13 protein-coding genes are annotated in these 12872 nt (G+C 70.1%); 9 read left to right on the forward strand and 4 right to left on the reverse strand.

What is annotated here, in order from left to right; all coding sequences use genetic code 11:
• The first annotated feature begins 5 nt into the window (after window positions 1–5).
• Both ACTWNK_RS03950 and ACTWNK_RS03955 read left to right on the forward strand, forming a co-directional pair.
• On the forward strand, window positions 6–1037 hold the full coding sequence (locus ACTWNK_RS03950) for an NAD-dependent epimerase/dehydratase family protein (RefSeq protein WP_474302130.1): 1032 nt from the start codon (window positions 6–8) through the stop codon (window positions 1035–1037).
• Complete coding sequence (locus ACTWNK_RS03955; RefSeq protein ID WP_474302131.1) at window positions 1034–1966, forward strand: lysophospholipid acyltransferase family protein; 933 nt, start codon at window positions 1034–1036, stop codon at window positions 1964–1966. The genes ACTWNK_RS03950 and ACTWNK_RS03955 overlap by 4 nt, the downstream gene beginning before the upstream one ends.
• A 20-nt stretch (window positions 1967–1986) precedes the next feature.
• On the opposite strand, the gene ACTWNK_RS03960 is transcribed toward ACTWNK_RS03955, so the two are convergent.
• From ACTWNK_RS03960 to ACTWNK_RS03970, 3 genes are all read right to left on the reverse strand, one after another.
• A complete protein-coding gene (locus ACTWNK_RS03960) occupies window positions 1987–2856 on the reverse strand; it encodes an HAD family hydrolase (RefSeq protein WP_474302132.1) in 870 nt (289 codons plus the stop codon).
• A 29-nt stretch (window positions 2857–2885) separates the two neighbouring features.
• Window positions 2886–3575 carry a DUF5667 domain-containing protein gene (locus ACTWNK_RS03965; RefSeq protein WP_474302133.1) on the reverse strand — a complete coding sequence of 230 codons (690 nt, stop codon included), beginning with the start codon at window positions 3573–3575 and terminating at the stop codon, window positions 2886–2888.
• 113 nt (window positions 3576–3688) lie between these two features.
• Entirely contained in the window at window positions 3689–4342 is a 654-nt protein-coding gene (locus tag ACTWNK_RS03970; RefSeq protein ID WP_474302134.1) for a sigma-70 family RNA polymerase sigma factor, read from the reverse strand.
• 180 nt (window positions 4343–4522) lie between these two features.
• Here ACTWNK_RS03970 and ACTWNK_RS03975 point away from each other — a divergent pair, with 180 nt between their 5' ends.
• Window positions 4523–6181, forward strand: a complete 1659-nt coding sequence (locus ACTWNK_RS03975; RefSeq protein WP_474302135.1) for a hypothetical protein — start codon at window positions 4523–4525, stop codon at window positions 6179–6181.
• A gap of 2 nt (window positions 6182–6183) precedes the next feature.
• Here the strand turns inward: ACTWNK_RS03975 and ACTWNK_RS03980 are convergent, their stop codons facing one another.
• Window positions 6184–6429, reverse strand: a complete 246-nt coding sequence (locus ACTWNK_RS03980) for a glutaredoxin family protein (protein WP_474302136.1) — start codon at window positions 6427–6429, stop codon at window positions 6184–6186.
• Between the two features lie 119 nt (window positions 6430–6548).
• On the opposite strand from ACTWNK_RS03980, the gene ACTWNK_RS03985 reads away from it, so the two are divergent.
• From ACTWNK_RS03985 to ACTWNK_RS04010, 6 genes are all read left to right on the forward strand, one after another.
• Window positions 6549–7241 carry a redox-sensing transcriptional repressor Rex gene (locus ACTWNK_RS03985; protein ID WP_474302137.1) on the forward strand — a complete coding sequence of 231 codons (693 nt, stop codon included), beginning with the start codon at window positions 6549–6551 and terminating at the stop codon, window positions 7239–7241.
• Complete coding sequence (locus ACTWNK_RS03990; protein WP_474302138.1) at window positions 7238–8494, forward strand: glutamyl-tRNA reductase; 1257 nt, start codon at window positions 7238–7240, stop codon at window positions 8492–8494. Before ACTWNK_RS03985 ends, ACTWNK_RS03990 begins: the two co-directional genes overlap by 4 nt.
• The gene (gene hemC / locus ACTWNK_RS03995; RefSeq protein WP_474302139.1) at window positions 8491–9399 is read left to right on the forward strand and encodes a hydroxymethylbilane synthase; all 909 of its coding nucleotides are present in this window, start codon (window positions 8491–8493) and stop codon (window positions 9397–9399) included. The genes ACTWNK_RS03990 and hemC overlap by 4 nt, the downstream gene beginning before the upstream one ends.
• Window positions 9396–10952 carry a bifunctional uroporphyrinogen-III C-methyltransferase/uroporphyrinogen-III synthase gene (locus tag ACTWNK_RS04000; RefSeq protein ID WP_474302140.1) on the forward strand — a complete coding sequence of 519 codons (1557 nt, stop codon included), beginning with the start codon at window positions 9396–9398 and terminating at the stop codon, window positions 10950–10952. Before hemC ends, ACTWNK_RS04000 begins: the two co-directional genes overlap by 4 nt.
• A 131-nt stretch (window positions 10953–11083) precedes the next feature.
• On the forward strand, window positions 11084–12067 hold the full coding sequence (gene hemB, locus ACTWNK_RS04005; protein ID WP_474302141.1) for a porphobilinogen synthase: 984 nt from the start codon (window positions 11084–11086) through the stop codon (window positions 12065–12067).
• A 153-nt stretch (window positions 12068–12220) separates the two neighbouring features.
• Window positions 12221–12859 (forward strand): bifunctional DNA primase/polymerase, encoded by a 639-nt coding sequence (locus ACTWNK_RS04010; protein WP_474302142.1) that lies wholly within the window; start codon window positions 12221–12223, stop codon window positions 12857–12859.
• Window positions 12860–12872 lie beyond the last annotated feature (13 nt).

The following is a 12872-nucleotide window of genomic DNA, read 5'->3' on the forward strand; positions in this document are numbered from 1 at the left end:
CGCCGATGACCCACACCGTGCTTGTCACCGGGGTCTCGCGCCACATCGGCGCCCGGGTGGCGAGTGTTCTCGCGGCGGACCCGGACATCACCCGCGTCATCGGAGTGGACACCGTGCCGCCGCCCTCGACCCGAGATGGCGGCATGTCACTCGGCCGGACGGAGTTCGTCCGGGTGGATCTGCGCAGCCCCGACATCGCATCGGTGATCGCGGCGGCGGACATCGACACCGTTGTGCACATGAGTCTGGTCAGCGCCCCCCAGCGGGGTTCGGGCCGGGCTCTGATGAAGGAGCACAACGTCATCGGCACCATGCAACTGCTGGGTGCCTGTCAGCGGTCGGCGACCGTGCGCCGTGTGGTGGTGCGTTCCACCACGGCGGTCTACGGCTCGTCGCCCAAGGATCCGGCGGTGTTCACCGAGGACGCAGAGCCTCCCGACCCACCCAGCCACGGCTATGCCAAGGACGCGGCTGAGGTCGAAGGCTATGTCCGGGGCTTCGCGCGCCGCCGTCCCGACATGGCGGTGTCGCTGCTCAGGTTCGCCAACTTCATGGGTCCAGGCGTCGACTCACCGCTCACGCGGTACTTCACCCAGCCCGTGCTCGCCACGGTGCTCGGCTTCGACCCTCGGCTGCAGTTCGTCCACGAGGACGACGCGGTCGAGGTGCTCAGGCGGATGGCGGTGGCCGACCACCCCGGCACGTTCAACGTGGCCGGGGCAGGTGTGCTGCTGCTGTCGCAATGCCTGCGCAAGGCCGGTCTGCCGTCGCTGCCGCTGCCCTCGCCCGCCTTCCGCGCCCTCGGCGACGCGGCCAGGTCGGCGGGGCTGGTCGCCTTCTCACCCGAACAGCTCAGGCTGATGTCGTACGGCAGGGCGGTCGACAGCGACAGGCTCGCGCTTGAGCTCGGCTGGAAGCCAAAGTTCAGCACGGCGGAGGCGTTCGACGACTTCCTGCGCACGCGCGGGGTGTCGGGCGGTTTCTCCGTGGCCGTCGCCGACTGGGTGTCGGCCCTGCTGGGAAGCGGGCGCGCATGAGCGTCTCACCGTCGCGGCACGAGCCGGAGGGCGGTGACGTGATCCCCATCACCTCCGCGCGATCGGCCGCACGCCAGGAGCCCGAGCCCGAACGGCCGGACGAGCTCGCCGCGCTGCTGGCCTTCGTCAGGCGCAGGCTCACCGGCGACTACGAGGTCGACGAGTTCGGCTTCGACGCCGAGCTCACCGACAAGGTCCTGCTTGAGCTGATCCGGCCGCTGTATCGCCACTGGTTCAGGGTCGAGACGCTGGGCCTGGCCAACATCCCCGGCGACTCGGGCGCGCTGATCGTCGCCAACCACTCGGGCACGCTGCCCGTCGACGCGCTGATGATGCAGGTCGCCCTGCACGACGACGCCGGCCGTCCGGCCCGCCTGCTTGGCGCCGACCTGGTCTACCAGCTGCCCTTCCTCGGCCATCTGTCGCGCAAGAGCGGCCACACGCTGGCCTGCCCCGAGGACGCCGACCGGCTGTTGCGCAAGGGCGAGCTCGTCGGGGTCTTCCCCGAAGGTTTCAAGGGCGTGGGCAAGCCGTTCGCCGAGCGCTACCAGTTGCAGCGCTTCGGCCGTGGCGGGTTCGTCGCCTCGGCGATCAGGGCCGGTGTGCCGATCGTGCCGACCGCGATCGTCGGCGCCGAGGAGATCTACCCCAAGATCGGCGATCTGCGCTTCCTGGCCAGGCTCTTCGGCCTGCCGTACCTGCCGATCACGCCGTTGTTCCCCTGGCTGGGGCCGCTCGGGCTGGTGCCGCTGCCGTCGAAGTGGATGATCGAGTTCGGCGAGCCGATCCGGACCGACGAGTACGACCCGGCGGCGGCCGACGACCCGATGCTGGTGTTCAACCTGACCGACCACGTGCGCGAGGTCGTGCAGCAGATGCTCAACGAGCTACGGCTGCGCAGGGGTCACGCCTTCCCGCCGTTCTTCTGAGCGCCGTTGCTCCGCGCGGGTCAGCTCGACCTGTAGTGCTTGCGCAGGGCGATCCCGGCGGCGATGCCGCCCGCGATGGCGCCGATGCCGGCGGCGATCGGCAGTGCGGTCAGTGTGGCCTTGCGGCCGGTGCGGAAGTCGAGGATCTCCCAGCCGTTCTTGCGGGCGTGCTCGCGCAGCTCGCCGTCGGGGTTGATGGCGACCGCGTGGCCGACGAGCGAGAGCATCGGCAGGTCGTTGGCCGAGTCGCTGTAGGCGGTGCAGCGGGTCAGGTCCAGCCCTTCGCGTCTGGCCAGGGCCCGCACCGCCTCCGCTTTGGCCGGGCCGTGCAGCAGGTCGCCGACGAGCCTGCCGGTGTAGACGCCGTTCTCGGTCTCCGAGACCGTGCCGAGCGCGCCGGTCAGGCCGAGGCGCTGGCCGATGACATGGGCCAGCTCGACCGGGGTCGCGGTGACCAGCCAGACGCGCTGGCCCGAGTCGAGGTGGCTCTGGGCCAGCGCCCTGGTGCCCGCCCAGATGCGGCCGGCCATCGACTCGTCGTAGATCTCCTCGCCGAGACGCACGACGTCGTCGACCTTGCTGCCCGCGACGAAGGCGAGCGCGGTCTCGCGTGCGATCGCGATGTGCTCGGGGTTCTCGGCGCCGCGCAGCCGGAAGACGGCCTGCCCGACGGCGAACTTCATCAGGTCGGACGTGGTGAACATGCCGCGGGTGGCCAGGCCCCTCGCGAAGTGGTAGATCGAGGCGCCGCGCATCATCGTGTTGTCGACGTCGAAGAAGGCGGCGGCCTTCTGGTCGGGCTCGACGGGCGGGCTCGTGGTGACCGCGGCCTCGGCCGCGACCTCGCCTGCCAGCACCGCCTCGTGCTTTCGTCGCAGTAGCCGCCTCATGTCATCAGAGCTTATCCGGCTCCTGTGACCTACTCCTGAACGTCGGAGGGAACAACAAGGGTGTCGATGTAGTCGAGATAGCCGTTGGCCTGGTCCTTGTCGTCGATGTCCATGAGCGGGATCATCGGCTCGACCTTGTCCCGCTGGTCCTTGGCGAAGTGGTTGACCTTGCGTGAGTGCGGCTCCTCGCGCTGCAGCCTGCTGATCGCCGAGCGCGTGGACTCCTCCATGTCCTTGAGCGTCCTGCCGACGAGCGAGGAGTCCTCGGAGCCGAGCAGCACGCCGACCTCGGTCGCCCGTGTCTTGGCCGACTCCAGCTCGCGTTCGGCCCGCTCGACGTCGTCGGTGCTGAGCCGCAGCAGCGTGCTCTCGGCGGCCCGCTTGAGCGGGTACAACGGATCGCCTGGCACCGACTGGTAGGTGAAGACGGCCGCGGTCAGCATCGCCAGCGTCACACTCATCGTGAGCGCCTGCGAGAACCACGGCACGGGGGTACGGCTCGGCCCCATGAACCTGCGCGTGCCGCGATGCCGTGCGCGGCGCTGAGCAGGAGCGGGGGTGCCGGGCGTCTCGGGTTCGGGCTCGGCGGCGGCGGCCGTGAGCAGTGTTTCGTGGAGCTTCGCGCGGAAGGCCGGGCTCGGACCGCCACCGAGCGGCTGGTCGCCCAGGTCGGTCAGCTGTCCGAGCAGGCGCGCCTGCGAGCTCCGCGAAGGGCCCAACAGCCCCCTCCGGGGTCGCGACCTAGCCATGTGCGCTCCCTGCCAACGGTGATACCTGCCTAACGACAGGCAGCCGGATGAGGTTACGCGAACTCTTCAATGCGGATGGTTGACTATTCAAGATCCGGCTTGAGCGCCCGCGCGAGGGCTTTGATCGCTCGGAACTGCAGGGCCTTGATCGCACCACTCTTCTTCCCCATCACGAGCGCCGTCTCCGCGAGCGACATCCCGTGCAGGAAGCGCAGGACGACGCATTCCTGCTGCTCGGGATTGAGGTCGCGGACCGCTCTCAGGACACGGTCGTTGATGATCGCGGTCACCACGGCGTTCTCCGGGATGTGCGCGCCGTCGAGCGGCACGTCGAGCACCTCGGCGGTGGAGACCTCCAGCCGGTACCGGCCGGACTTGAAGTGATCGGTGATGAGGTTGCGGGCGATCGTCACCAGCCAGGCGCCGAAGTCGCGCCCCTGCCAGGTGAAGTCGGCCATCCTGCGTAAGGCGCGTAAGAACGTCTCGCTGGTGAGGTCTTCGGCGAGGGCGTGTGAGCCCACCCTGAAGTAGATGTAGCGATAGACGAGATCGAGATACCGGTTGTAGAGCGTTCCGAAAGCATCGGTGTCTCCGGTCTTCGCACGCAGGACGAGCGTGCGCATCTCTTCGTTGACCTCGTCATCACCGGCGTTTTCGCGCACGGCAGGGTCGCTCTGCCGCGCCACGCCCGCCACGGCGGGAGTCAGCAGACCGGCGAACGGCCACGAGTTAGGCATCCGGTATCCCTAGGGGTAAGGGGTGCGGCGTGCTCGAACACTCTAGAAATCATCGGGAATTTCCACAATCCACCTTATGGGCGTCGTGACTACCCGTAACCGGCGGATACCGTGAGGACCGACCTGCTTCCCGCTTCGACTACCGGTTGGGAGGTTCTGTCCGGCAGCATTGGAGACACCATGGACTTCCTCGTCGCTGTCATCGCCTTCGCCGGTGCTCTCCTCGCCGCGGTAGCCGGGTTCGCTCTGGTGCGCCGGCTGAATGAGGAGCGTAGCGGCTGGCTGATCGCCTGGACGATCACCACCATCGCCCTGTGCCTGTCACTCACCGTGATCGGCGTCGGATCGATGGCCGGGTTCGGTGTGCTGACCTTCAGGGCCTTCCAGGTCACGGGCTCGCTGCTGGCGCCGCTCTGGCTGCTGGCCGGAGTCGTTCAGCTTCTCGCGGACAAACCGGCGGCCCGATTCGCCACCTGGCTCTTCGTCATCGCCTACTCGGTCGTCGGCGTCTACGTGCTGACCATCGACCCGGTGACGGCCACGTTCACGACGGCGTTGCCGCTCGGCTCGGCCAACTGGGACCTGCCGCCCGCCTACCTGCTCAACGCCACTCACGGTATCGTCGCGTTCGGGCTGCTTTTCTCGCTGGTCGTGGCCGGGTTGCGCTGGCGCGGCGGCGACGAGTACGACACCGACAACCTGCACGCCACCGTGGTCCTGGCCGCGACCGGCATCGCGCTGATCGGTTCGCTGCGCTTCGCCGTACCCGGCGTGTTCACCGCCGGGCTGCTCGCCGTCACCGTGGCCGGGGTCTGGTACGTCGTGCTGCGTCCCCTCGCGCCCTACGACGACGAGGAGGACGACATCGACGGCGCCGACGAGCGCTGGCAGGAGCGGCCCTCCACCGGGCGCAGGGCGGCTCCCGCGACCGTGCCGCCGCCGCCCCGCAGGTCCGGCCTCGGCGACCTCGTCGCTGAGTACCGCGCGGGCGACCAGGACGCCGACCACGCCGCCCGCATGGGCCCGGCGACCGGCTACATCATGGACGCACCCGCCGACCAGTACGGCAGGCCGCAGCACGGCGGGCCGCAGCACGGTGGGCCGCAGCACGGTGGGCCAAGCGGGCAGCACGGTCCCTTCGGCGCCCAGCCGATGTCCGGTCCCCAGATGTCCGGTCCCCCTATGTCCGGTCCGCAGCCCATGGGCCCTCAGGCGGGGCCCCACACGGGCCCTCACGGCTTCGCGCAGACCGGTCCGCACCCTGGACCCCCACAGGGCCCCGGGCCGCAGACGGGCGCCTACGGGCTCGTCCAGGGACCTTCGGGTCCGATGCCGACGGCGGTCCCGGGGCCACTGCGCCACGGGCAGCCCCAGCACGGCTTCGGTCCCGGCGGCGAGCCGGAGTACTCCATGCCCGCCACCGGCGCCCTCTACCCGGGCGCCGAGCTGCCGCCGCAGCCGCCGGGCCCGCCGCAGCCGGGCGCGGGTGGCAGGCCGGGCAGGCCCTCGCCCAGCATCTACGGGCTGCTCACCGTCTTCACCCTGATGGACGGCTCGGGCGAGGCGTTCGACAGGCTGGCCGAGCAGACCGTCGACGCGGTGCGCATGGGCGAGCCCGACACGCTGATCTACTCCTGCCACTCGGTGAAGTCGGCCCCGCTGCAGCGCATCGTCTACGAGCTCTACCGCGACGAGGTCGCCTACACCGACCACCAGCGCCAGCCGCACGTCGAGAGGTTCCTCGGCGAGCGCCAGTCGATGGTCCTGGCCACCAATGTGATCGAGCTCAGCGTCAACGCCGCCAAGGTGGTGCCGCTCCCGACGGCCTTCCAGCTGTAGCCCTAGCGGGGGCCCGGGGTGAGCGCCGCGCGCAGCCGATCCTCCGAGACACGCCAGAAGTCGTGCTGCTCGCCGTCGATCAGCGTGACGGGAATCATCTCCCAGTACTTCTCCTGCAACTCGGCCGACGAGGTGATGTCGACCTCCTGCCACGGGAGGCCCATTTCCCCTGCCACACGGGCGATGACGGCTCTCGCGTCGTCGCAGAGGTGGCAGCCAGGCTTGCTCATGAGGGTGATGCTCGGCATGCCGTCACGGTAGTGCCTCGGAGCACTGACTTTGTGCGTACGTTCACAAAGGGATTAACCTGAAAGACGCCCTGATAACGCGGCCCGGCAGGCCGCCCGTTCACCTGGAGCTCCGGCACGTGATCCGCCGACTGTCCCAACCGCGTGACCGTGGCATCCCCGAGGCGACCGTCGCCCGGTTGCCGCTGTACCTGAGGGCGCTCAACGGGATGGCGGAGAAGGGCACCGCCACCGTCAGTTCGGAGGACCTCGCGGCGGCCGCGGGGGTCAACTCGGCCAAGCTGCGCAAGGACCTGTCCCACCTCGGCTCCTACGGCACCAGGGGTGTCGGCTACGACGTCGAGTACCTGATCTACCAGATCTCCCGCGAGCTGGGCCTGACCCAGGACTGGGCCGTGGCCATCGTCGGGGTCGGCAACCTCGGCAGGGCGCTCGCCAACTACGGCGGGTTCGTCTCACGCGGATTCCGCGTCGAGGCGCTCGTCGACGCCGACCCCGAAGTGGTGGGCGACCACATAGCGGGATTGAATGTGGAGCACATCGACGCGCTCGAATCCGTGATCAAGAGGCGCGGGGTCTCGATCGTGGTCCTGGCGACACCGGCGGCGGCCGCCCAGCAGGTGGCCGATCGCGTCATCGCGGTAGGCGTCACCAGTATCTTGAACTTCGCCCCCGTCGTGCTTTCCGTGCCGGACGGCGTCGATGTCCGTAAGGTCGACCTGTCGATTGAGCTGCAGATCCTGGCGTTCCACGAGCAGCGCAAAACGGATCGTTTGAGTGGGGGGCCACTTATGGCGGTGGACAACACATGACTGTCCTGGCCATCGGACTGAGTCACCGGACTGCTCCGGTGTCCTTGCTGGAGCGCGTGTCGGTGTCCGGCGACGCGCTCGTCAAACTTCTGCACGACGTGCGGCAGGACAGCTGCGTGGCGGAGGCCATGGTGGTCTCGACCTGCAACAGGGTCGAGATCTACGCCACGGTCGACCGCTTCCACGCCGCCGTCACCTCCATCACGCGGCTGCTCGGCGTGCACTCGGGCGTCTCCTTCGAGGAGCTGACGCCGCATCTGTTCGTGCACTACGACGACAGGGCAGTCGAGCACCTGTTCTCCGTCGTCAGCGGCCTCGACTCCATGGTCGTCGGCGAGGGTCAGATACTCGGCCAGGTCCGTCAGGCGCTCAGGCTGGCCCAGGAACAGGGCACGGCGGGCGCCACCATCAACGAGCTGGCCCAGCAGGCCCTTCGGGTGGGCAAGCGCGCCCACGCCGAGACCGGCCTGGACAAGGCGGGCGCCTCGCTCGTCTCGGCCGGACTGGCCCTGGCGGGACCGTTGCAGGGCCGCAGGGCGCTGGTCGTCGGCGCGGGCTCGATGAGCGCGCTGTCGGCCGCGACGCTGGCCCGCATGGGCGTCACCGACATCGTCGTCGCCAACCGCACGTTCGAGCGAGCCGTACGGCTGGCCGAGACGGTGGGCGGCAGGGCGGTCGAGCTGTCGGAGGTGCCGCGCGAGCTGGCCGCGGCCGATGTGGTCATCTCCTGCACGGGCGCAGGCCACCACGTCATCACCCCGGCGATGGTGACGGGCGAGACGTTCATCCTCGACCTGGCGCTGCCGCACGACGTCGACCCGGCCGTGCGCGAGCTGCCCGGCACCACGCTGGTCGACCTGGAGGCCATCCAGGCCGCGGTCGCGGGCTCGCAGGACGGCGACGCCGTCGAGGCGGTCAGGCGCATCCTGGCCGACGAGGTGCGCGCCTACCTCGGCGCCGAGCGCGCGGCCAGGGTCACCCCGACCGTCGTGGCGCTGCGAAGCAAGGCGGCGGGCGTGGTCGAGGCCGAGCTCGGCCGACTGCTCATGCGCGTGCCCGACCTCGATGTGAGGACGCGCGACGAGGTCGCCCAGACCGTCAGGCGCGTCGTCGACAAACTGCTCCACGAGCCCACTGTGCGTGTCAAACAGCTCGCCGCCTCCCCGGCGGGCGATCATTATGCGGAGGCGCTGCGTGAGCTGTTCGACCTGGACCCGAAGGTCCCCGAAGCCGTGAGAGAGGGAGAGCTTTGAGCATCCTGAGGCTCGGTACGAGGCGCAGCCTCATGGCCACCACGCAGTCGCAGATGGTGGCCGACGCCTACACCGCCGCCGCCGGTCTGCGGATCGAGCTGGTCGGCGTCACGACGTTCGGCGACGTCACCAAGGCCCAGCTCAGCCAGCTCGGCGGCACCGGCGTGTTCGTCAGCGCCCTGCGCGACAAGCTGGAGGAGGGCGAGGTCGACTTCGCCGTGCACTCCCTCAAGGACCTGCCGACCACGCAGGACGCCAGGTTCACCCTCGCCGCGCTGCCCGAGCGCCACGACCACCGCGACGCGCTGGTCGGCCCGACGAAGTTCGCCGACCTGCTGCCGGGCGCCAAGGTCGGCACCGGCTCGCCCCGGCGCATCGCCATGCTCCGCGCGCTGCGCGCCGACCTGGACTACGTGCCGATCCGCGGCAACGCCGACACGCGCATCGGGAAGGTCGTCTCGGGCGAGCTCGACGCCGTCGTCCTGGCCGCCGCCGGGCTGAGCAGGCTCGGCAGGGAAGCGGAGATCGCCCAGCTCTTCGAGGTCGAGGAGATGCTCCCGGCCCCCGGCCAGGGCGCTCTCGCCGTCGAATGCCTGTCATCGCGCACCGATCTCGTCGAGCTGCTCGGCGTGCTCGACGACGCGCGCACCCGCTCCGCCGTGACCGCAGAACGCTCCGTGCTCAACGCACTCGAAGCGGGTTGCTCGGCTCCGGTAGGTGCGTACGCGCTGGATGACGGCGACAATGTTCACCTGACCGCCGCAGTCGTCGCCACCGACGGCCTGCGTGCGGTGCGCAAGTCCACCGCCGGATCACCTTCGGAGGCCATGGAGCTCGGCCGCGCGCTAGCGGCCGCCATGATCGCCGAAGGGGCCGACAGATTGATGGGGGAGCATTCCCATTGAGCTCCGATAGTCCAACCTCCGCATTCGTCGCCTTCGTCGGCGCCGGTCCGGGCGACGCGAACCTGCTCACGCTCCGTGGCGCGGAGCTGCTCGGCAAGGCCGATGTGGTCGTGCTCGACGACGAGACCTACACGCCACTGCTCAAGCACAGCGGGCCGGGCGTGCAGGTCGTCGACGGCGGCCGCTTCGACGCGGCGGTCGACCACGCCAAGGCAGGGCGCACGGTGGTCAGGCTCTGCGCCGGCGACCCGATGCTGTTCTCCTCGATCACCGAGGAGGTCGCCGCGTGCGCCGCGGCGGAGGTGGACTTCGAGATCGTGCCCGGCGTCCCGCCCGCGACCGCGGTGCTCACCTACGCCGGTATCCCGCCCGCCGTGGCCGTGCCCGAGTTCAGGATCGTCGACGCCTCCCAGGAGCAGGACTGGGCCTCGCACGCCGCCTGCCCCGGCACGCTCGTCGTCTACAACGGCATCACCGAGGCCGTGGCGATCGCCAAGGCGCTGATCGCGCACGGCAGGCCGGACGGCACGCCCGTCGCGGTCAGCAGCGGCGGCACCACGACCGAGCAGTTCACGGTCGTGTCCTCGCTGGGCAGGCTGCAGGCCGATCTCAAGCACGCCGGATTCACCGAGCCCGCCATCATCGTGGTAGGCGAGGCCGTCGGCATGCGCGAGAGCCTGTCGTGGTTCGAGACCAAGCCGCTGTTCGGCTGGCGGGTGCTGGTGCCGCGTACGAAGGAGCAGTCGGCCGCCCTGTCGGAGCAGCTGCGTTCCTACGGCGCCGTGCCCGACGAGGTGCCGACGATCTCGGTCGAGCCGCCGCGCACCCCGCAGCAGATGGACCGCGCGATCAAGGGCCTGGTCACCGGCCGCTACGAGTGGGTCGCCTTCACCAGCGTCAACGCCGTCAAGGCCGTACGCGAGAAGTTCGAGGAGTACGGCCTCGACGCCCGTGCGTTCGCCGGGCTCAAGGTTGCGGCGGTCGGCGAGGCGACGGCCAAGGCGCTGGTCGACTTCGGCGTCAAGCCCGACCTGCTGCCCGCCGACGAGCAGTCCTCCGAGGGCCTGGTGGCCGAGTGGCCGCCCTACGACTCGATGCTCGACCCGATCAACAGGGTGCTGCTCCCGCGTGCCGACATCTCCACCGACACGCTGGTCGCCGGGCTGACCGAGCTCGGCTGGGAGTGCGACGACGTCACGGCCTACCGCACGGTCAGGGCGGCGCCTCCGCCCGCGCCGATCCGTGAGGCGATCAAGGGCGGTGGCTTCGACGCGGTGCTGTTCACCTCGTCGAGCACCGTGCGCAACCTGGTCGGCATCGCGGGCAAGCCGCACAACGTCACGGTGATCGCGGTCATCGGGCCGCAGACCGCCAAGACGGCCGAGGAGTTCGGCCTGAGGGTGGACGTCATGGCCGACCGGCCTTCCGCGTCGGCGCTGGCATCGGCCCTGGCCGAGTACGGCGCCAAGCAGCGTGAGGCGGCCGTGGCGGTGGGCGACACGCCGCGCAGGCCGTCGCAGACGCGAAGGGGCGCCCGCAGGCGTACCAAGTAGCTCAGCCGATCGGCACTCGCTCACAAGCCGGGCTGCATAGGCTGAAGACCAGACATACGGACCCCGGCACCACGGCCGGGGCGGGGGATGAGGTCGCGCGCAGGGGCAGGGCGACCGGCTAAGGAGTCGTCGTGAGTGCTGAGTTTCCCGTTGCCAGGCCGAGGCGGCTGCGCCGTGACGGGGCGATGCGGCGCATGGTGGCGGGCACGCGGTTGCATGCCGCCGATCTGATCCTGCCGCTGTTCGTCAAGGAGGGCATCGAGGCGCCGCACCCGATCGGCTCGATGCCGGGCGTGGTGCAGCACACCCGCGACTCGCTGCGCAAGGCCGCGCACGAGGCGGCGCAGGCGGGGGTGGGCGGGCTCATCCTGTTCGGCATCCCGGCGGTGAAGGACGCGCGCGGCTCGGCGGCCGACGACCCCGACGGCATCGTGCAGGTGGCGGTGGCGGACGTGCGGGCCGAGGTCGGCGACGAGCTGGTGGTGATCACCGACACCTGTCTCGACGAGTTCACCGACCACGGCCACTGCGGCCTGCTGACCGCCGACGGCGAGGTGGACAACGACGCCACGTTGGAGCGTTACGCCGCCGCCGCCGTGGCGCAGGCACGGGCGGGCTCGCAGGTCATCGCGCCGAGCGGCATGATGGACGGCCAGGTGGGCGCGATCAGGACGGCGCTCGACGGCGCCGGGTTCGAGCAGCTGCCCATCATGGCGTACTCCGTGAAGTTCGCCTCCGCCTTCTTCGGCCCCTTCCGGGAGGCGGCCGAGTGCGCGCCGCAGTTCGGCGACCGCAGCGCCTACCAGCAGGACCCGGCGGGGCCGATCGGGGAGTCGCTGCGCGAGGTGCGCCTGGACCTGGCCGAGGGCGCCGACATGGTGATGGTCAAGCCGGCCCTGGCCTACCTGGACGTGTTGCGCCAGGTCCGCGACGTGGTCGACGTGCCGGTCGCGGCGTACCAGGTGAGCGGCGAGTACGCGATGGTCGAGGCGGCGGCGGCCAACGGCTGGATCGACAGGGAGCGAGTGATCATGGAATCGCTCGTCGCGATCCGCCGGGCCGGAGCCGACATGATCCTCACCTATTGGGCCACTGAGGTGGCTCGGAGCCTCTGACTAGGGGGTTTCCATCCGGCGCATGTGACCGGTGCGTTAGAGTGCGAGGACAAGTGCTGGTGTGTCCCAGGTGACGGCTTCTCGTGTGCGTTAGGCCCGAAGTCGCACCTCTTGGCGGGATCGCCGCATGCGCGGGACTCGACGGGAGACACCATGGTGGGGGTACCACTCGCTCGGCGTACCAAAAAGCGTGCTCGTCCGACGCGGATCGACGCGGTGCTCGAACTGGCCGCACTCGGCTGGCCGATGGTGCCGGGCGCGTATCCGCTCAGACACGGGGCCCGCGCGTGTTCGTGTGACCGCATCGGCTGTCCGGACCCGGGCGCGCATCCGCTCTCGCCCGCCTGGCACATGCAGGCCACGACGGACACGACGCTGCTGACGCGCTGGTGGCAGCGCGAGCCCGAGGCGAATGTGATTCTGCCCACCGGACGCGTGTTCGACGTCTTCGATGTACCGCTCGCCGTAGGTCTGTCCGCTCTGACGCAGATGGACGCCTCAGGATTCACCACGGGCCCGGTCGCCGCCAACGGCGACCGGGTTCTGTTCTATGTGGCCACGCGCGGCAATCCCGACGACGAGGACGAGTGGTGGTCGTGCAACCTCGACTGCGACCCGACCACGATCGACGAGACGCCCGGCCTGCGCTGGCACTGCCGTGACAGCTATGTCCTCGCCCCGCCCTCGGTCATCCCCACCGGCCAGCCCGTCTCCTGGCTGCGCCCGCCCGACGGCAGGCCGCTTCCCGATCCCGTGCGTGTGCTCGACCGTCTGGCCGACGCCTTCGTCTGAGCGCCCTGTGGCG

The sequence above is a fragment of the Nonomuraea sp. IBHARD001 genome (assembly GCF_056106265.1).

Coding starts and splice junctions, on each gene's coding strand:
- ACTWNK_RS03950 (WP_474302130.1), top strand. CDS start 6: ATGACCCACACCGTGCTTGTCACCGGGGTCTCGCGCCACATCGGCGCC.
- ACTWNK_RS03955 (WP_474302131.1), top strand. CDS start 1,034: ATGAGCGTCTCACCGTCGCGGCACGAGCCGGAGGGCGGTGACGTGATC.
- ACTWNK_RS03960 (WP_474302132.1), bottom strand. CDS start 2,856: ATGAGGCGGCTACTGCGACGAAAGCACGAGGCGGTGCTGGCAGGCGAG.
- ACTWNK_RS03970 (WP_474302134.1), bottom strand. CDS start 4,342: ATGCCTAACTCGTGGCCGTTCGCCGGTCTGCTGACTCCCGCCGTGGCG.
- ACTWNK_RS03975 (WP_474302135.1), top strand. CDS start 4,523: ATGGACTTCCTCGTCGCTGTCATCGCCTTCGCCGGTGCTCTCCTCGCC.
- ACTWNK_RS03980 (WP_474302136.1), bottom strand. CDS start 6,429: ATGCCGAGCATCACCCTCATGAGCAAGCCTGGCTGCCACCTCTGCGAC.
- ACTWNK_RS03990 (WP_474302138.1), top strand. CDS start 7,238: ATGACTGTCCTGGCCATCGGACTGAGTCACCGGACTGCTCCGGTGTCC.
- ACTWNK_RS04010 (WP_474302142.1), top strand. CDS start 12,221: ATGGTGGGGGTACCACTCGCTCGGCGTACCAAAAAGCGTGCTCGTCCG.